This is a genomic window from Rahnella perminowiae (assembly GCF_019049755.1).
GTDB lineage: Bacteria > Pseudomonadota > Gammaproteobacteria > Enterobacterales > Enterobacteriaceae > Rahnella > Rahnella perminowiae.
On sequence record NZ_JAFMOS010000561.1, the window covers coordinates 1 to 19,725 of the forward strand.

Sequence of the window (19,725 nt, forward strand, 5' to 3'; positions counted from 1 at the left end):
CCCAATAATATTGCGCTCATCTTTAAATAAAGTGACTTTTTGCGGATATTTCCAGGAACTTCCTTGTTGAATTATACCACCCGTTAAAATATCATCCCGCCGTCGAACAGTTCTTCTGTCTCTTCAGTTATATAAATGAAAGCATAATGGCTGAATTATTTTTCAGCTGATTCATGCTGACTATTTTTTGTTGAGGGATTAATAAATGCATGCATGGAATAAAAAGTTCTTCGTTTCTAAAATAGCGCTAGCCTGCGCTGTTGCAGTCGCGGCCCCCGTAGCAATGTCAGCCGATATTTCTGGCACCGTTTACGATACGTTCTATCATGACTCCACGCTGGCGGGTCATATCGGATATCGTGGGTATGTAGATAATGATGGGGCTGACACCCGCTATACTGGCGGAGACATCGACTCCTCTATCAATAATGCTGTCGTTAATGGTGTTATTTCCACTCATTATCTCGGTTTTGATAGCAATAACAGCAACACGTTGAATATCACCAATACCACGGTTAACGGCATGATCACCTCTGAGTGCATGACAAGTGATTGCGGCACAACCCGTAATGATTATGACCAGTCTCCTTTGCAATTGATCATTGATAACTCCACCATTAATGATACTTACGAACACTTCGATTATGACGTTACTGATGATAATAAAATTCGCGACCATGAATCCCTGAATACCTACGATATGGGTGTTGCAGTGACATTGAATCAGGAAAGTAACATCGTTATCGAAAATAACTCTCACGTCGCGGGCATTGCACTGACGCAAGGCTACGAGTGGGCTGATACAGACAGTAATAACAGTAATACTTTTGATAATACCCTGACGGTAAATGATTCCGTGCTGACTTCGGGTTCTTACACAGAATTACAAACCAGCGGTTTCTACGGCCAGTCGGATAAGCCAAGTGATTACGGTAATATCAGCGCGGCGGGTATTCCGGCTGATGATATTGCGTTATCTGTTGTTGCCAGTGCAACCGCTGATAATGCAATGAAAACCAATGCCATATTCAATAATTCAACCATTGCAGGTGATGTCGATTTTGTCAGCACCTTCGACGAAGGTTATTATGTCGGTGGTCATGACAGCAATACCGATGGCGTGCCGGATACCAATGGTTGGGATGATACAGATGAACTGAATCTGACGCTGGACAATGGCAGCAAATGGGTTGGTGCAGCCACTTCTGAAGTTCAGATGGATTCAGCCTTGTATGACCACAGCACTAACAGCATCTGGCCGGGCTCTGTCTTCAGCAGTACCACCGGCTATCTGACGGGTGATGATGTTTATCAAAGCGGTCTGTTTAATGTCGCGCTAAACAACGGTTCCGAATGGGACACGACTAAAACGTCAAATATTGACAACCTGACGGTTAATAACCGGTCTCAGGTCAATGTCGTTGAATCTGGCCTGCTGGCAGATCACATCTCTCTGACCAATGCATCAACGCTGAAAATTGCTGCACACGGCGATGTTAAAACAGATGTACTGAACCTGAACTCAGGCAGTCAGGCATCGCTGACTGAAGAAAGCGCCTCTCTTTATGCCAACACCATTGTAGTCGGTAGCGGTTCTGAGCTGAACCTGGATTTAGGGCAGATTGATACTCATAACATGGTTCTGACTGATAGCGGTACTTTCGATATCGGAAGTCGTGAGTATGTCCTTAACGCCGACATGAATAACGCACGTGACAAAACTGCCGCAGAGTATATTTATGATCAGGGCACCCTCGGTATCAACTCCGATGGCCATCTGGCCGTGAATGGCGTAACAAACGGCAATTATCAGGTCCGTATCGATAACGCGACAGGTGAAGGCCAGGTTGCTGATTATCAAAATAAAGAGCTGATCCGTATCTACGGCGGCAATGCGACCTTTACTCATGCTAACACCGCTGATCTGGGTGCTTATCGTTATCAGGCAGAGCAGTACGACGATACCGTAGTACTGGCCAGGCAAGGTATTACTTCTACCGCTAATGCTGCCCTGAGCCTGCCTTCTTCCAATGCTGCAACCTGGCATATGGAACAAGACACGTTAGAAGCCCGCATGAACAGTTCACGTCACACCCAAGGCAATGATAAAGGAGGTGTGTGGGTCAACTACTTCGGCGGTCAGCAAAACGGCGACAACGGCGTGATTGATTACGATCAGGACGTCAATGGCATCATGGTTGGTTTGGATAAAGTCACCGAAGGGGGCGGCGAGCGGCAGTGGCTGGTAGGTATGGCCGCAAGCTTCGCGAAATCCAGCCTGTCTATGGATAATGCGGATGCGGATACTGACAGCCAGTCAGCACGTGTTTACGCCAGTCTGGACTTCAACACCGGCGCATTCTTTGATACTTCCCTGAGCTACAGCCACTTCAGCAACTCAACAGACAGCACCATGAGCAACGGTCAGCAAGTATCAGGTGATAGCTCCACTGATGCCTGGGGCTTTGGTCTGAAAGTGGGTTATGACTGGCAATTCGCACCTCAGGCTTATTTGACGCCTTACGCAAGTATGACTGGCGTGTTTATCGGCGATGATGATTACAGCATGAGCAACAATATGCATGTCAGTGATCAGGCTTATGACAGCATACGTTATGAACTGGGTGGTAATCTGGGTTATTCCTTCGATCTGGGTGCAGGTCAGGCAGTCAGCCCTTACGCCACGCTGGCGTATGTGTATGAGGATGCTAACAACGACGCAAACATCAATGGCGACCGTATCGACAATGGCGTTGATGGTTCCGCTGTCCGCGTTGGCTTAGGGGGGCAGTTCGACATGAGCAAAAACTTCACCGTTTACGCAGGGGCTAATTACCTTGGTGGCAGCGATGTTGACCAGCCGTGGGCAGCTAATCTGGGTATGAAATACCGCTGGTAATCTTCCCGGTCTGAATAGCATTCTTCAGTAATTTATTGGCCTCTTTTCAGGGGCCAATTTTTTTTAGCATCTTCACGGTTTTGCTGATTAGGATTCTGCTGCAGTGACATTTTCCTGGAAATAAATTCTACTATGCTTATCAACCTCCTGAATCGTTCAGGACAAGGGATTTAGGGAGTTACAGAATGGGCATAATTAAAACCATCATCGTGCTGGCCGTCATTTACGCGATTTTTCTTTTCTCGGGTTATGGCGTGACAGTTGGCAGCAATGAGAATGCTGCAGGGCTGGGTCTGAAATGCCAGTACTTAACAGCAAGAGGAATTGTCAGCTCGCAATATATTCACTCTGACAGTGGCGTCATCGGCGTGGCAAACTGCCCCATTTTCAAGCGGGTGGGTGAAGTGGTCGACAATAAATAGGCCGGATATTTTTACGTTGTACAGCGTTGTCATGCCCGCAAATGCAGGCATGGCAACGATTTATCAGCTATCGTGCTTCGTGAATTTCAGCTCGATCAAGGAAATGGCTTTCTCAATAGCACGCTTTGTCACAGGATCAGCTCCGGCAGGATGCTTGCTGAAATCAATACTTTTCAGCTGATGAGACATTTTCTCGCGCACTTCCGCTGGCGCAATAATTTCAATCACATCCAGTATTTGTTTAATTACCAGCTGGCATGCAACCAGATCGGATTCGATTTCCTGTTCTCTGTTCAAAGACTCGGACATGAGCTGCTCCTTTCATAACGGTCATTCATAAAAATTATGGCCGCGAGGATATCACGCTCTTTCCTGAAATTCTCTTTTCTGCATCGTTACGTTTTTGCGGTTAAACAATGCGGATAAATAAGCAGCAAACGCGCCTCGCCGGATGTTGCCAGGCGCATAATGGTTCTATGCTTAACAGGATGACAAAAAAGGAGAGGCGCTATGTTCGCACTTGTTTTGACTATTTGTTATCTGGGCGGAGGATGTGAAGACTTAGTGGTTGATGCCTTTAATACTCAGAAACAATGCACGGTCGCTATGCATCAGCAAGGGCTGCGCCAGGCTGGCTGTTATCCCATCGAAGATTTTATCGATGGTTACTGGATCCCTGCCCATGAGAACGCTGACTACTGAACCTTTGTGTCAGCATTCACATGGCGAGACAAAAAATGTCTTAATCATTGCTAAAGTGCTCGAAGAAAGGTATGAATACCCTGTTACTCATTGATATTTAACCATATTGACAGGGCAGGAAATGGCAATGACGATACGTAAAACTTATGGGTGCTATAAAAAACTTCCTCTCGCACTCCTTCTATCCGGTACTTTCATGGCTTCATTCGCCACGCACGCTGCAAATGTTCCTGCAGGTGTCGAGCTGGCAGCCAAACAGGAAATTGTCCGTAATAATGGCAGTGAACCTGCATCCCTTGACCCGCATAAAGTCGAGAGCGATGTGGAATTTAATATCCTCAGCGATCTTTTTACCGGACTGGTCACTATCGATAATAAAGGCAATGCGCAACCTTCACTCGCGGCTAGCTGGGATACCAAAGATAACAAAACCTGGGTCTTCCATTTACGCCCCGGCATCGTCTGGTCGGATGGTTCGCCCATCACCGCGCAGGATGTCGTTTTCAGCTGGCAACGTCTGATCGACCCGAAAACCGCTTCACCTTATGAAAGCTATCTGGGCAGCATGCACGTGTTGAATGCCGGCGACATTATTGCCGGCAAAAAAACTGCCGACCAGTTGGGTATCAAAGCGCTGGATAAGCAGACGCTGGAAGTTACGCTTGATCAACCGCTTTCCTATTTTCTCGGCATGCTGGCGCACCCGTCTCTCTCCCCAATCAGTCAGGCGGATGTGGAAAAATACGGCGATAAGTGGACTCAGCCAGGCAATCTGATCAGCAGTGGTCCGTTTAAACTCGATACGTGGACGGTCAACGAACGTATCACTGCCGTACGTAACCCGAACTACTGGGATAACGCACATACTGTCATCAATAAAGTCACGTATTTGCCGATTGCTTCCGGTACCGCCGACGTTAACCGCTATAAGGCCGGTGAGATCGACATCACGTCTACCGTTCCTTCGCCATTGTTTGCTTCACTGAAAAAAGAGCTGGGCTCACAGGTTCATGTCAGCCCGTATCTGGCCGTTTATTACTATGCGATGAATACCCAGAAGCCGCCGTTTAATGATGTTCGCGTGCGTAAAGCGCTGAATCTGGCGATTGATAAGTCGATCATTGCCGGTAAAGTAATGGGTCAGGGGCAAACACCAGCCTGGCATCTTTCTCCGGATAACACCGGCGGTTTTACTTTTGCCAAACCTAAAGAAGCCAGCCTGACACAGGAACAGCGTAACGAAGAAGCTAAAAAGTTACTGACTGAAGCCGGTTTTGGTCCGAACCATCCGCTGAAATTCAACCTGCTGTATAACACTTCTGAAGCGCATCAGCGCATTGCCATTGCTGCGGCTTCAATGTGGAAAAAGAATCTGGGCGTCGATGCCGTTTTACAGAATCAGGAATGGAAAACCATGCTGGATACCATGCATCAGGGTACCTATGAAGTGGTGCGTTATGCGTGGATTGCAGACTATAACGAACCCTCCACTTTCCTGAATACCCTGCGCACGGGTAACAGTGAGAACACGCCAAAATTCAATAATGCCGCCTACGATAAGGCACTCGATGATGCGTTAAAAGCCACGAACAAAACGGACGTGGGCAAAGCTTATCAGCAGGCGGAACAGGTATTAACCGAGCAGTCGCCGGTCATTCCTTTGTACCATTACGTCAGTACTCGTCTGGTCAAACCGTACGTAGGGGGATTCAACGACAGCCTGCTTAATTACGTTTACACCAAAGATTTATATGTAATTAAGCATTAATCTGCCTTCCTCTCCTTACGGCAATGGATTGTCCGGGGAGAGGCATTTTCAAATGCTCCGCACCGCCCGTCTTTCCACTAACCCACTTGCCACGCGCAGCCCAGATGATAGATTGTACGTAAATCACACAAACGGGAGCTGTTATGAAATTCTCGGACAGTGAGATCCAACCGCTTTGGGATGAAGTGGCGCGTATTATCGGTGATGGCGTCATTCAGATGCGCCACAGAGGTGAGCCTCTGAGTGCCGATGCGCTGATTGGTTATCTCGACGAGCAACTGACCCGCGCGACAGGTGTCCAGCGCCGTATCATGCTGGGCGCAGCAATTAATATGCTAAAAGCCGACCGGCGTTGCTGATCCTGCGGCACTACAAAACCTCGCAGCCTTTTCGGGCAACGAGTCATTCATTTATGATCTGTCCTTCACTTCCTGGATTGTGCCGCACGCCCCTGCGCAAATAAGAAAATGCGCTGGGTAATATCATCAGCACCCAGAATATTCCCTTTCTGCTCCAGATTAGCTCTGGCATAAGCTACGTCATGGGCCTGGTCGACCATACTGATCACCCGGTCACGAGTCGGTTTATCCAGTATTCCCAGTAATGTCGTCAAAATCGCCTGATAGGCATTTGAAGCATACGTCAGGTGTCTTTCACGTTGTTCCAGCGCGTCAATGCGAACCATCAGGGCCTGCAATTGTTCTTGATGCGTCATAGCGGCATCCTTCTTCACGGGTGGAAAATAACCGGAGACAGCGGAGCGAGCAGACCTCCGCAGGTTACTTGCCTATAAGTCTAGCAGATGTAATAAAAATAAAGCCCTTCCCTTTCAACGTATAAAGTAAACCTTTATTCAATATGCCGTTAACCGCTTCGCCAGTTGTAACCGCAATAAGTCGCCAATAGCCGCCGGCAAACGGTTTATCTTCTCTGAGAAGTAACAGCGGCAGTACCTGCTTACAGATAGCAAAATGACAAACCGCAGGGGTTATGACATTTTCTGTGACAGCATTATTTGTTCATTGGGGAGAATTGAGTTGAAAAAAACGATGTTGGGTATAGCCATTTTCAGCATGATGTTAGTAAGTTCATTTGCTCAGGCGGAAGGATGTCTTAAAGGCGCAGTGGCGGGAGGCGTTGTCGGTCATCTGAAACATCACGCTGTACTCGGCGCGGTGGCAGGATGCGCTGTCGGGCATCATCTCGCAGCGCAGGCCAAAAAGCAGCAGGTTGCAGCGGCTAAATAAACAGCATCAGGGCCGCCGGGTGCCCTGATGAGATGAATTTCTACTTATTCATGAATAACAATCATGCGATTACGTCCATCCTGCTTGGCTTTATATAACGCCTCATCGGCTTTCTTCAGCGAAGCGTCAGGTTCACCCGATAGCTGATTGCAATGTGCTACGCCTAACGAAATGGTAATCGGGCGAATACCCGGCAAGGACATTTTTTCCACATTAAGACGCAAACGTTCTGCAATGATTTCAGCTTCGGCAAGCCCTGCCCCCGGCAGTAAAACCAGGAACTCTTCTCCGCCAACGCGGCAGAGAATGTCACTTTCACGGGCATTATTGCGGATTTGCTCCGCCAGAGATTTAATCACTTCATCACCGATGTTATGCCCGTAAGAGTCATTAATGGATTTAAAATGATCAATATCCAGCGCAATAACCGAAAACTGCTGGCGTTGCTGAATCACGGATTCCAGTGTCATCGCCAGCCCGCGCCGGTTGAACAACCCTGTCATCGGATCCGTCTGCGTTTCAAACTTGAGCTTGCCAATCTTTTTCTGCAGCAAGTTAATACCCATCAGCAAGGCACGCTTGAGCTGGGTTGATTCAAAATACCATGACGGAATTTCACGGATATTCGTCGAAATATCCGGCTTATCCATTTCATTGGCACTTCGTGCCAGCAGCCAGAGCGGATGCGCAATCATACGCGAGCATAGCCAGACGCAAATCAGCGTCAGTAATGCCAGGGGTGTCAGATGCTTGAGCACCTTGATCATTAACCCATCCAGCGGCTTGAGCGTCGCATCGGTCGGCCTCTGGGTAATGATTTCCCAACCAGACGACGGCACTACCGCATAACCGGCCAGCATCGCTTCTCCGGCCAGATTGGTGACCATCAGGCTACCATTGGTATGTTGTTTTACCACTTCCGTCACCGGACGCGGTTTCAGCACTTCCCCGATACGAAACGCATCCGGATGATAGAGAATGCGGCGCTCGTTATCGAGTACGGCAATATAGGAACCATCGCGGTAATAATGCTCGCCGAGTAACTCATTCAGAATGCTTTTCTGCCGCAGATAAATGGTGCCGGCAATATAGCCGAGGTATCTGCCGTCGCGGTGGAAAATAGGTGCCGATATCACAATCACCAGATTCTGAGCGGCAGAAATATAAGGTTTACTGATCAGCGGGCGGCGCTCTTTCAGTGCTTCAAGAGCTCCGGGCGTATTCAAAATACGGCCGACCATCTGCAGGCTGTCAGGAGAAGTGGCCAGAATTTTGCCTTGCGCATTGGTCAGCACGACAGAGTTAAAACTGTCTGTCTGGTATTTCAGTCGAGCCGTTTCCGCCTGCAGGATTTCACGATCGTCAAAATGGCCCGCCGCAATTGTACTGCTGTAAGCGAGCTGTTTTTGCATGTTTTTTAGAAACTGTTCCGTGCTGGCAGCCAGTTTCGTCGCATAAACACGGTTCTCTTCAAGCGTATTGTCGATCAGTAACTGGCGCTGTACACGATAACTGGCATAAAAGCTGTTGGCCAACGTCACAAAGGCACTCATCACAGCTAAAATCAGAATCAGGCGTCGCAGATCAATACGGAACAGAGAGCTGGAAAGGAGTGAGCGCAACAAAAAGTCATACCTGTGGTAGAAAGTGGCTCATATTTATCACCACCGCCCCACATGCACAATAAGGCAGGAAAAATAAACCATTATCTGCCTGAATCTGTTGCGAAAAAAGTTCACTGGCAAGCGGAACATTCTTCAGATAATGATTGATTTAGCCTTAGTAGGATTTAATGCGTAAACCCTTTACGGGATATCCCCTCATAGTCACCTTCATCGTGGTGCGCATAAAAAACTGCACCTTACTCAGTTGGGTGTCCAACTTTTGGGGTGCAGTCCAATACGGGGCTTAAAAGCGTGTTATGTCAATTTTAATCGAATACGCCATTAATAATCGAAGTAACAATTGCCGTACTCAGGGCAACCAGAACTAAATCATCACCCACGGCCCGCCATTCATAACCAGGGTAATATGGCAACTCGTTCAGCATTGCGGCAGGAACCGCTTTCCTGGCGATTCCCGGCGGCAGGGGTTTGCCGCGCATCAGGTTTTTTGCGATTCCTGGCGGTAGTGACTGATATCCGGTCAGTCCATAATTTATTGCGAGTGAACGGGCACGTGAGAAGCTGATATCTGACGAGACATGGTCCGGCTTACCGTAATTTTTACGATTCCCCGTGTGCTCGGCTGATTTACCATTTCCCTGAGCTTTATTGCCGTGGTTATTGCCATTGCTATTACCGTGGCTATTGCCGTTGCCGTTGCCGTTGCCATTGCCGGGATTAGCAAAAACCGGCGCTGTAAGCACTGTCAGAGAAATAACCGCCGCCAGAGCAATCCGGAATGTGCGACGCGTAAACATGATGGTTTTCCTTGAGGTGAATGACACTTTTAAAGCTATGTTAGAAATCTCACTTCCACAATCTCACGTATTCTTATTTATATATTTAAAGCGATGGAAAACTTAAGAAGAATTTTTGGAGGGATGAAAAACAAAGGGGGCGCGATGCCCCCGATATCTACTTCAACAATATCGCAATTACATATTTGCGATCATGTCGTCGGCAAACTCGCTACATTTGCGCAGCTTAGCGCCTTCCATCAGACGTTCAAAATCGTAAGTCACCGTTTTGTTGGCGATAGCGCCTTCCATGCCTTTAACGATCAGGTCTGCGGCTTCGAACCATTCCATATGACGCAGCATCATTTCTGCGGAAAGGATGATTGAACCCGGGTTCACTTTGTCCTGACCGGCATATTTCGGTGCAGTACCGTGAGTCGCTTCAAACAGCGCGCAATCAGAACCGATGTTAGCGCCCGGCGCGATACCGATGCCGCCAACCTGCGCCGCCAGAGCGTCAGAAATGTAGTCACCGTTCAGGTTCATACAGGCGATAACGTCGTATTCAGCAGGGCGCAGCAGGATTTGTTGCAGGAATGCATCTGCAATCACGTCTTTAATGATGATGTCTTTGCCGTTGTTTGGGTTCTTGATTTTCACCCAAGGACCGCCGTCGATCAGCTCACCGCCAAACTCTTCACGCGCCAGCTGATAGCCCCAGTCCTTGAAGGCACCTTCGGTGAACTTCATGATGTTGCCTTTATGAACCAGCGTCAGTGAATCACGGTCATTGGTGATGGTGTATTCAATCGCCGCACGAACCAGACGTTTGGTGCCTTCTTCGGAGCAAGGTTTGATACCGATACCACAATCTTGTGGGAAACGGATTTTCTTCACGCCCATTTCGTCTTGCAGGAACTTGATCACCTTATCGGCTTCAGCAGAACCGGCTTTCCACTCGATACCTGCATAGATATCTTCGGAGTTCTCACGGAAGATCACCATGTCAGTATCTTCAGGACGTTTAACCGGGCTTGGCGTGCCGGTGTAATAACGTACCGGACGCAGACAGATATACAGGTCGAGTTGCTGGCGAAGTGCCACGTTCAGGGAGCGAATGCCGCCGCCAACAGGTGTGGTCAGTGGCCCTTTGATAGCAACACGATAATCGCGGATCAGATCAAGGGTTTCTTCTGGCAGCCAGACGTCTTTACCGTACAGTTCTACGGATTTCTCGCCGGTATAGATTTCCATCCAGGAGATTTTACGCTCGCCTTTGTAAGCTTTCTCTACAGCCGCATCAACGACTTTGATCATGGCTGGCGTTACGTCAACACCGATACCATCACCTTCGATAAACGGGATAACAGGATTATTAGGAATGACCAGTTTACCCTGAGCGTCTACTGTAATCTTTTTACCTTCAGCCGGAACCACTACTTTGCTTTCCATTAACCTCTCCTTCGAGCGCATTTTTGTTAAAAATTTGTAAGATGCCGGTCGATATTACTCGAATATTTCTCGCTAGCCAATCCGAAACATTTTTCAAGTATAATGCGCTAATTCTCTCTAACTTCAATGCCTATGAACCCGCTATCTTTTAAAAATCACAACGTTAAACGTTTCAGCAAAAGGCCTGCCAAAGAACAATCTGCCTCAAAAGGGCCCAGAAAGGTGATTCTTTTCAATAAACCGTTCGATGTGTTGCCACAATTCACTGATGAGGCGGGTCGGGCAACACTTAAAGATTACATTTCATTAACAGAAGTTTATGCCGCAGGCCGTCTGGATCGGGACAGCGAAGGTTTACTGGTGCTGACCAACGATGGCAAACTGCAGGCTGCACTGACCCAACCGGGTAAACGCACCGGTAAGATTTACTTTGTCCAGGTCGAGGGCGAACCGGATGACACAGCAGTGAAAGCATTACGCGAAGGCATTACGCTTAAAGACGGGCCGACACTCCCCGCCGGGGCGGAAATTGTCGATCAACCAGCATGGCTGTGGGCACGTAATCCGCCGATCCGCGAGCGCAAATCTATTCCGACGACGTGGCTGAAAATCACGTTATACGAGGGAAGAAATCGTCAGGTGCGTCGCATGACGGCCCATATCGGTTTTCCGACGCTGCGTCTGATCCGCTATAGCATGGGCGAGTTTACCCTCGGCGATTTACAACCCGGCCAATGGAAGGAAATTCCACATGTTTAAACCGCACGTTACTGTCGCCTGCATCGTTCAGGCACAGGGAAAGTTTCTGGTTGTCGAGGAAACCATTCACGGCAAAGTCACCTGGAATCAGCCTGCCGGCCATCTTGAAGCCAATGAAACCTTAGTCAGCGCTGCAAAACGCGAACTGTACGAGGAAACCGGCATCCACGCCGAGCCGCAGTCTTTCCTGGGATTACATCAGTGGCAGGCACCGGACGGCACGCCTTTCCTGCGTTTCGCCTTTGTGATTGATTTACCTGAAATTAGGGAAACGGCGCCGCAGGACGATGATATCGATCAGTGCCGCTGGGTTACTGCTGAAGAAATTATCGCGTCTGCGCAACTGCGCTCCCCGCTGGTGGCGGAAAGCATCCGCTGTTACCAGCAATCGCCACGTTATCCGCTGGAAATCCTCCATAATTTCAACCTGCCGGAATAACTCCCCTCGTCCGGTTGTTGTCACGCGCTTAATCAGCGGTGCAGCAACCGGCCCGACGTGATAAAATTTCGCGCTTCACGATTTCCCTCGTGGGAAACCGTTGGAAAGCAGTATCTCTCTGTTCGGGTTTCTGTGGTGTTCGGATTTTTGTGATGTTTTAGTTGCGCGCGGCCTTCATCCTCGTGGGACAAGCATCCGAAAAACACCGTCAGTACCGGGCAATTAATTCATGTGTTTCGGGACTATTATGTCTGACAACAGCCAGAAAAAAGTGATCGTCGGGATGTCCGGCGGTGTCGATTCCTCTGTCTCTGCCTACCTTCTCCAACAGCAAGGTTATCAGGTCGAGGGCCTCTTCATGAAAAATTGGGAAGAGGATGACGACGAAGAGTATTGCACAGCAGCCACAGACCTTGCCGATGCGCAGGCCGTGTGCGACAAGCTTGGCATTGAATTGCACACTGTGAATTTCGCGGCGGAATATTGGGACAACGTGTTCGAATTATTCCTTGAAGAATACAAAGCCGGACGTACACCAAACCCGGATATTCTGTGCAATAAGGAAATAAAATTTAAAGCCTTCCTGGAATTTGCGGCTGAGGATCTGGGCGCCGATTACATCGCGACCGGTCACTATGTTCGCCGCCAGGATATTGACGGTGTCAGCCATTTGCTGCGCGGCGTTGATAGCAATAAGGATCAGAGTTATTTCCTCTACACGCTCGGTCATGAACAGGTCGCACAAAGTCTGTTCCCGGTCGGTGAGCTGGAAAAACCGGAAGTCCGCCGCATCGCCGAAGAACTGGATTTAATCACCGCAAAGAAAAAAGATTCTACGGGGATCTGCTTCATCGGTGAGCGTAAATTCCGTGATTTCCTCGGGCGCTATTTACCGGCGCAACCGGGGGTTATCAAAAGCGTTGACGGCCAGGTAATGGGACAACATCAGGGTCTGATGTACCACACGCTCGGTCAGCGTAAAGGTCTGGGCATCGGCGGGCAGAAAGACGGCAGCGAAGAGCCCTGGTACACCGTTGAGAAGGATGTCGAAAACAACATTCTTTACGTCGCACAAGGCCATGAGCATCCGCGCCTGATGAATGTTGGTCTGATTGCCCAACAGCTACACTGGGTGGACCGCAAAACGCTGACCGCCCCGCTCACCTGCACGGTGAAAACCCGTTACCGCCAGGAAGATATCCCGTGCACAGTCACGCCGCTCGGTGATGACCGCATCGAGGTGCGTTTCAATGCACCGGTTGCCGCTGTCACGCCGGGTCAGTCCGCAGTGTTTTACCTCGGTGACGTGTGTCTCGGCGGGGGCGTGATTGAACAGCGCCTGCCGCTTCAGGTCTGATATTTCACGATTATGTGATTGAATACGGGACGCTTTCAGGCGTCCCGCTTTATTTCTGCCCGACAGTGACGCTCCGCGCTGATTCCGAACTGTGTTTAGGGCCAGTTTTATGGCATGATCTGTCGCCATGAATTCGGACTATTTTCTTTGTCACCGCGTCTCATCGTTTCAAAAACGCTTACAGGAGTAAACGTGGCTAAAAATTATTATGACATTACGCTGGCTTTGGCGGGGATCTGTCAGGCAGCACGCCTGGTCCAGCAACTGGCACATGAAGGTCATTGCTCACAGGAAGAAATGTCAGTTTCACTGCGCAGCCTGCTGGAGATGAACCCGGCATCTACGCTGGCGGTGTACGGTAATAATGAAGCCAATCTGAAGATGGGACTCGAGACATTACTGGGCGTGCTGAACGCCAACCGTCAGGGGCCTGGCGCTGAATTAACACGTTACGCATTAAGCCTGATGGTGCTTGAGCGCAAGCTCTACGCCAACAAAGCCGCCATGAATCAGCTCGGTGAACGTATCGATCAGCTCGATCGCCAGCTGGCACATTTCGAACTGGAATCTGAAACGATGATAAGCTCTCTGGCCTCGATTTATGTCGATGTGGTCAGCCCGGCCGGTCCCCGCATTCAGGTGACCGGTTCACCGGCCATTTTGCAAAATTCACAAGTGCAGGCAAAGGTCCGCGCCATTTTACTGGCCGGCATTCGCTCCGCGGTGCTGTGGCACCAGGTGGGCGGTGGTCGTCTGCAACTGATGTTTTCCCGTAATCGCTTGTTTGAACAGGCGAAGAATATTCTCGCTCATTGTTAATAAGATCCCAGGAGTTGCTACCGATGGAATTATCCTCACTGACCGCCGTTTCCCCCGTTGATGGACGCTACGGTGATAAAGTCAGCGCGCTGCGTACTATTTTCAGCGAATTTGGCCTGCTGAAATTCCGTGTGCAGGTTGAAGTACGTTGGCTGCAAAAACTGGCAGCCTGTGCAGAAATCAAGGAAGTTCCTGCTTTTGATGCCGACGCAAACGCTTTCCTCGACAAGATTGTGGCAGACTTCGATGTTAATGACGCACAACGCATTAAAGATATCGAAAAGACTACCAACCATGATGTGAAAGCGGTTGAATATTTCCTGAAAGAAAAGGTGGCAACGATCCCGGCCCTGCACGCGGTATCGGAATTCATTCACTTCGCCTGTACTTCTGAAGACATCAATAATCTGTCCCATGCGCTGATGTTGCAAACCGCCCGTCAGGATGTGGTGCTGCCCTACTGGAAGCAAATTATTGATGCCGTAAAAGACCTGGCACATAAATACCGCGACATTCCGCTGCTGTCCCGTACCCACGGCCAGCCAGCAACGCCATCGACCATTGGTAAAGAACTGGCTAACGTCGCCTACCGTATGAACCGTCAGTTTAAACAACTGCAAAATGTCGAAATCCTCGGCAAAATCAACGGTGCTGTCGGCAACTACAATGCCCACATCGTGGCTTACCCGGAAGTTAACTGGCATCAGTTTAGCGAAGAGTTCGTGACTTCTCTGGGGATTACCTGGAATCCGTACACTACTCAGATCGAGCCGCATGATTACATCGCCGAGCTGTTTGACTGCGTGGCACGTTTCAACACTATCCTGATCGACTTTGACCGCGATATCTGGGGTTACATTGCCCTGAACCACTTCAAACAACGTACCATCGCGGGTGAAATCGGTTCGTCCACGATGCCGCACAAAGTAAACCCGATCGACTTCGAAAACTCCGAAGGCAACCTCGGTCTGTCCAATGCTGTATTACAGCATCTGGCCAGCAAATTGCCTGTATCACGCTGGCAGCGTGATCTGACGGATTCCACGGTACTGCGCAACCTCGGTGTCGGTCTGGGCTATGCACTTATCGCTTATCAGGCGACCATGAAAGGCGTCAGCAAGCTGGAAGTAAACGAAGCAAATCTGGCAAACGAACTGGATCACAACTGGGAAGTGCTGGCTGAGCCAATCCAGACCGTGATGCGCCGTTATGGCATCGAAAAACCTTACGAGAAGCTGAAAGAACTGACACGCGGTAAACGTGTTGATGCCGCCGGCATGCAGGCATTTATCGATTCACTTGACTTACCGGAAGACGAGAAAGTACGTCTGAAAGCCATGACGCCGGGTAACTACATTGGTCGCGCCACCACCATGGTTGACGAACTGAAGTAAGTTTTTAAAGTGTTGTACCAGAGGCGGCCTGCGGGCCGCCTTTTTTAATCCCGTTCCTGCACAAAGATGCTTATAATTCGTTTAGGTTTTGTTGATGTTCGGCACACCTGTGTTGACCTGAGGTTGATTAAAGTGTTTCTGAATCATTTACAATCGCATGCAGAATATTTAAACCATTTTTCGCGCTGTCAGGATAAGGAATTACCATGCGGATTTTAGTCATTGAAGATAATGCACTGTTACGTCATCACCTCTCCGTACAGTTGCGGGAAATGGGCCATCAGGTCGATGCGGCGGAAGATGCCAAAGAAGCAGACTATTTCCTGCATGAGCATGCGCCCGATATCGCCATTGTTGACCTTGGTTTACCAGGCGAAGACGGCCTGAGCCTGATCCGCCGCTGGCGCAGTCATCAGACCAATCTGCCGATTCTGGTCCTGACCGCCCGCGAAAGCTGGCAGGATAAAGTGGCAGTGCTGGAGGCCGGTGCGGATGATTACGTCACTAAGCCATTCCATCTGGAAGAGGTCCTGGCGCGTATGCAGGCGCTGATGCGCCGTAACAGCGGCCTCGCTTCTCAGGTGATCACGCTGCAACCTTTCCAGATCGATCTGTCACGTCGCGAACTGACCGTAAATGAACAGCCAATTAAACTGACCGCTTTCGAATACACGATTATTGAAACGTTGATCCGCAATGCAGGGAAAGTGGTCAGCAAGGATTCGCTGATGCTTCAGCTTTATCCGGATGCCGAGTTGCGTGAGAGTCATACTGTCGATGTTCTGATGGGCCGTCTGCGTAAAAAATTGCAGGCAGAACATCCGGTTGATGTGATAACGACCGTGCGCGGTCAGGGTTACCGTTTCGACATCAGGTCATAATCATCGACATATTCAAAGGACGCTTCATGAAAGGACGTCGTACCCGGAACCCCTTCTCCCTTCGCGTCCGCTTTATGATGGCAACCGCGGCGGTGGTGCTTACCCTGTCGCTGGCCTACGGGCTGGTGGCAGTGGTCGGTTATATGGTGAGTTTCGACAAAACCGCCTACCGTCTCCTGCGCGGCGAAAGTAACCTTTTCTTCAGCCTTGCGCAGTGGCGCGACGGCAAACTGACTATCAATGTTCCGCCTGATCTCGACCTTAACACGCCAACGCTGGTGTTTATTTACGACGACGAAGGGAAATTATTGTGGGCTGAGCGCCGCATCCCTGAACTCGAAGCGCATATTGATAAAGCATGGATGAACAAACCTGGCTTCTATGAGCTGGATACCGATACACAAATCAGCAGTGAAGTACTGGGGAATAACCCGAAAGCGCAGGATAAGCTGAAGGATTATGACGATACCGACGCCAACGCGATGACCCACTCCATTGCGGTCAATACCTACAATGCGACATCTCGTCTGCCGGCACTGAACATCGTGGTGGTCGATACCATTCCGCAGGAACTGCAGCGCTCTGATCTGGTCTGGGAATGGTTCAGTTATGTATTACTGGCGAACCTGTTGCTGGTTGTGCCGCTGTTATGGCTGGCCGCTTACTGGAGCCTGCGGCCTATCAAAGAGCTGATTCATCAGGTCGCCGAACTGGAAACTCACGAGCGTGAGTCGCTTGATGAAAACCCGCCACGCGAACTGCGCGGTCTGGTGCGTAATCTGAATATTTTGCTGCATGGCGAACGCGGCCGTTATGATCGTTACCGCACCACGCTGGCGGACCTGACGCACAGCCTGAAAACACCGCTGGCCGTATTGCAGTCTACCCTGCGTGCACTGCGAAATGGTAAACAGATGACCATCGAAGATGCTGAGCCGGTCATGCTTGAGCAAATCAGCCGCATCTCGCAGCAGATTGGTTATTACCTGCATCGTGCGACATTGCGCTCTGAACAAAACCTGCTGATCCGTGAAGTTCACTCCGTCCCGGCGATCCTTGACGGATTATGTTCAGCACTGAATAAGGTTTATCAGCGTAAAGGGGTGGTGATCACAGTGGATATTTCACCGGAAATTACCTTTGTGGGCGAAAAAAATGACTTCATGGAAGTCATGGGCAACGTCATTGATAACGCCTGCAAGTACTGCCTTGAGTTTGTCGAAATCAGCGCCGTGCACACCGAAAATCAGCTGGTGATCCTGATTGAGGACGATGGCCCGGGCATTCCGGACAGCAAACGCGAAGTGATTTTCCAACGCGGGCAGCGTGCCGATACCTTGCGTCCGGGACAAGGTCTGGGGTTATCGCTCGCCAACGACATCATTGAACAGTACGACGGCAAAATTATCATCGGTGACAGCCCGCTTGGCGGCGCCAGCATGCGCGTCTGTTTTGGTCTGCAACAAGGCATTGAACTGGAGTAACGTTCTCCCCGACTACTTTGCCAGCAAATTTCGGCGCAATCTTATCCATTGTGCAAAATTTGCTGGCAATTGCCCCACTCAGCTGCAACACCTTCCGTTATAATCATTTACAGACTCCGCACTTCTTTATCACCCTCCATTTAATGCAAGGGAAATACTATGGATTACCAACTCGACCTAGACTGGAATGATTTCCTGCAGCGTTACTGGCAAAAGCGCCCGGTCGTATTAAAGCGCGGCTTTAAAAATTTCGTCGATCCGATTTCTCCGGACGAGCTGGCCGGTCTGGCAATGGAAAATGAAGTGGACAGCCGTCTGGTGAGCAATCAGGACGGTAAGTGGAATGTCAGCCACGGGCCCTTTGAGAGTTATGACCATCTGGGGGAAACAGGCTGGTCGGTGCTGGTGCAGGCTGTCGATCACTGGCATGAGCCCTCTTCTCATCTGATGACACCATTCCGCCACATTCCTGACTGGCGCATGGATGATTTAATGATTTCCTTCTCGGTGCCTGGCGGTGGCGTAGGCCCCCATTTGGATCAGTACGACGTATTTATCATTCAGGGTACCGGCCGCCGTCGCTGGCGTGTAGGCGAAAAAGTCGCGATGAAACAACATTGCCCGCATCCTGATTTATTACAGGTTGAACCCTTCGATGCCATTATCGATGAAGAACTGGAACCCGGCGATATCGTTTATATTCCGCCGGGCTTCCCTCATGACGGCTATTCACTGGAAAACTCCCTCAATTATTCTGTGGGTTTTCGCGCACCAAACGCCCGTGAGATGGTCAGCGGTTTTGCCGATTATGTGCTTTCCCGTGAACTGGGCAGCCACCGTTACAGCGATCCGGAACTGGTTGAACGTGAGCATCCGGCTGAAGTACAGCCTGCCGAACTGAATAAACTGCGTTCCATGATGCTGGATTTGATTGGTAATCCGGCGCATTTCAATAACTGGTTCGGAGAATTTATTTCCCAGTCTCGTCATGAACTGGATCTGGCGCCACCGGAGCCTCCTTATCAGGCCGGGGAAATTTATGAACTGCTGGAGTCAGGTGAAACCCTGGAGCGTCTGGGGGGCCTGCGCGTCCTGCGCGTGGGGGATACCTGCTACGTTAACGGTGAAGCAATAACCACAGAACATATCGGTGCGGTAGATGCCATTGCACGCCATAAAACCGTAACGAAAGAAATGCTCGGCAATGCGCTGGACGACCCGTCCTTCCTCGCCCTGCTGTCTGCACTGGTCAACAGCGGTTACTGGTATTTTAACGATTGATATCAACGGACATTTATCATTAAGATACATACAGGGTACCCGGTATCCTGTATGTATTAATGAAGTTAACATTTCCATATTAATATAGTTTAACCGATGAATAAGGAGTTGGTAATAGTCACAGGTTACTTTTAATTTTATACTGCCTTTACAGACCCTCTATTCCCCTATAATGACGAAAGGCAAACCATGTTTTTTACAAAATTTTTCGAGAAAAATAAAGTTCATCCTATCCCATCACATTTTTCCGGAAATAAAATCACCACACACCCATTACAACACACTGATTGCAACCTGACGCTTAACATTTCTCCTGAAATCACGCATAAATTCTTCAATACCATCAACGGAAACATTGCCAGGGATATAAGTAAGTTTGGAAAATCAGTAATGAACCCCAGTATGCTGGCTGATATTTCC

The 19,725-nt window shown here is 49.5% G+C and carries 20 protein-coding genes; 15 read left to right on the forward strand and 5 right to left on the reverse strand.

Translation table 11 applies throughout. The annotated features are described in order from the left end of the window. Window positions 1–205 precede the first annotated feature (205 nt). On the forward strand, window positions 206–2,899 hold the full coding sequence (locus J1785_RS14525; protein WP_217219660.1) for an autotransporter outer membrane beta-barrel domain-containing protein: 2,694 nt from the start codon (window positions 206–208) through the stop codon (window positions 2,897–2,899). A gap of 185 nt (window positions 2,900–3,084) precedes the next feature. Next, the gene (locus tag J1785_RS14530; RefSeq protein ID WP_129951795.1) at window positions 3,085–3,321 is read left to right on the forward strand and encodes a YobH family protein; all 237 of its coding nucleotides are present in this window, start codon (window positions 3,085–3,087) and stop codon (window positions 3,319–3,321) included. 63 nt (window positions 3,322–3,384) lie between these two features. On the opposite strand, the gene J1785_RS14535 is transcribed toward J1785_RS14530, so the two are convergent. Next, on the reverse strand, window positions 3,385–3,630 hold the full coding sequence (locus J1785_RS14535; protein ID WP_015697897.1) for a DUF2766 family protein: 246 nt from the start codon (window positions 3,628–3,630) through the stop codon (window positions 3,385–3,387). A 201-nt stretch (window positions 3,631–3,831) separates the two neighbouring features. On the opposite strand from J1785_RS14535, the gene J1785_RS14540 reads away from it, so the two are divergent. The 3 genes from J1785_RS14540 to J1785_RS14550 all read left to right on the forward strand — a co-directional run bounded on the left by J1785_RS14540 (window position 3,832) and on the right by J1785_RS14550 (window position 6,150). Beyond that, window positions 3,832–4,023 (forward strand): YdfD/YebW family protein, encoded by a 192-nt coding sequence (locus tag J1785_RS14540; protein WP_129951796.1) that lies wholly within the window; start codon window positions 3,832–3,834, stop codon window positions 4,021–4,023. 127 nt (window positions 4,024–4,150) lie between these two features. Continuing rightward, on the forward strand, window positions 4,151–5,791 hold the full coding sequence (locus tag J1785_RS14545) for an ABC transporter substrate-binding protein (protein WP_129951797.1): 1,641 nt from the start codon (window positions 4,151–4,153) through the stop codon (window positions 5,789–5,791). A 143-nt stretch (window positions 5,792–5,934) separates the two neighbouring features. Then, window positions 5,935–6,150, forward strand: a complete 216-nt coding sequence (locus J1785_RS14550) for a DUF2767 family protein (protein WP_129951798.1) — start codon at window positions 5,935–5,937, stop codon at window positions 6,148–6,150. 65 nt (window positions 6,151–6,215) lie between these two features. Here the strand turns inward: J1785_RS14550 and J1785_RS14555 are convergent, their stop codons facing one another. After that, entirely contained in the window at window positions 6,216–6,506 is a 291-nt protein-coding gene (locus J1785_RS14555) for a hypothetical protein (RefSeq protein ID WP_129951799.1), read from the reverse strand. Between the two features lie 334 nt (window positions 6,507–6,840). Between J1785_RS14555 and J1785_RS14560 the strand changes: the two genes are divergently transcribed. Continuing rightward, on the forward strand, window positions 6,841–7,038 hold the full coding sequence (locus tag J1785_RS14560) for a hypothetical protein (RefSeq protein WP_129952137.1): 198 nt from the start codon (window positions 6,841–6,843) through the stop codon (window positions 7,036–7,038). A gap of 44 nt (window positions 7,039–7,082) precedes the next feature. On the opposite strand, the gene J1785_RS14565 is transcribed toward J1785_RS14560, so the two are convergent. The 3 genes from J1785_RS14565 to icd form a co-directional block, all read right to left on the reverse strand. Next, window positions 7,083–8,591 (reverse strand): GGDEF domain-containing protein, encoded by a 1,509-nt coding sequence (locus J1785_RS14565; protein WP_129952138.1) that lies wholly within the window; start codon window positions 8,589–8,591, stop codon window positions 7,083–7,085. 377 nt (window positions 8,592–8,968) lie between these two features. Then, window positions 8,969–9,460 carry an anti-virulence regulator CigR family protein gene (locus J1785_RS14570; protein ID WP_217219662.1) on the reverse strand — a complete coding sequence of 164 codons (492 nt, stop codon included), beginning with the start codon at window positions 9,458–9,460 and terminating at the stop codon, window positions 8,969–8,971. Between the two features lie 177 nt (window positions 9,461–9,637). After that, a complete protein-coding gene (icd, locus tag J1785_RS14575) occupies window positions 9,638–10,891 on the reverse strand; it encodes an NADP-dependent isocitrate dehydrogenase (RefSeq protein WP_015697904.1) in 1,254 nt (417 codons plus the stop codon). A 132-nt stretch (window positions 10,892–11,023) separates the two neighbouring features. Between icd and rluE the strand changes: the two genes are divergently transcribed. The 9 genes from rluE to J1785_RS14620 all read left to right on the forward strand — a co-directional run. Next, on the forward strand, window positions 11,024–11,650 hold the full coding sequence (rluE, locus tag J1785_RS14580) for a 23S rRNA pseudouridine(2457) synthase RluE (protein ID WP_129951801.1): 627 nt from the start codon (window positions 11,024–11,026) through the stop codon (window positions 11,648–11,650). After that, a complete protein-coding gene (locus J1785_RS14585) occupies window positions 11,643–12,089 on the forward strand; it encodes an NUDIX hydrolase (RefSeq protein WP_129951802.1) in 447 nt (148 codons plus the stop codon). The genes rluE and J1785_RS14585 overlap by 8 nt, the downstream gene beginning before the upstream one ends. A 247-nt stretch (window positions 12,090–12,336) precedes the next feature. Then, window positions 12,337–13,446 (forward strand): tRNA 2-thiouridine(34) synthase MnmA, encoded by a 1,110-nt coding sequence (mnmA, locus tag J1785_RS14590; protein WP_129951803.1) that lies wholly within the window; start codon window positions 12,337–12,339, stop codon window positions 13,444–13,446. Window positions 13,447–13,638: 192 nt separating this feature from the next. Beyond that, window positions 13,639–14,265 (forward strand): high frequency lysogenization protein HflD, encoded by a 627-nt coding sequence (gene hflD / locus J1785_RS14595; RefSeq protein WP_015697908.1) that lies wholly within the window; start codon window positions 13,639–13,641, stop codon window positions 14,263–14,265. Window positions 14,266–14,288: 23 nt separating this feature from the next. Continuing rightward, entirely contained in the window at window positions 14,289–15,659 is a 1,371-nt protein-coding gene (purB, locus tag J1785_RS14600; RefSeq protein WP_217219664.1) for an adenylosuccinate lyase, read from the forward strand. A gap of 206 nt (window positions 15,660–15,865) precedes the next feature. After that, complete coding sequence (phoP, locus tag J1785_RS14605; RefSeq protein ID WP_129951805.1) at window positions 15,866–16,540, forward strand: two-component system response regulator PhoP; 675 nt, start codon at window positions 15,866–15,868, stop codon at window positions 16,538–16,540. Between the two features lie 26 nt (window positions 16,541–16,566). Beyond that, window positions 16,567–18,024: a two-component system sensor histidine kinase PhoQ gene (gene phoQ / locus J1785_RS14610; RefSeq protein ID WP_217157217.1), complete on the forward strand. Its 1,458-nt coding sequence runs from the start codon at window positions 16,567–16,569 to the stop codon at window positions 18,022–18,024. Between the two features lie 159 nt (window positions 18,025–18,183). Continuing rightward, window positions 18,184–19,305 (forward strand): ribosomal protein uL16 3-hydroxylase, encoded by a 1,122-nt coding sequence (locus J1785_RS14615; protein WP_129951807.1) that lies wholly within the window; start codon window positions 18,184–18,186, stop codon window positions 19,303–19,305. Between the two features lie 189 nt (window positions 19,306–19,494). After that, on the forward strand, window positions 19,495–19,725 hold a 231-nt coding region (locus tag J1785_RS14620; protein WP_217219666.1), incomplete at its 3' end, for a hypothetical protein.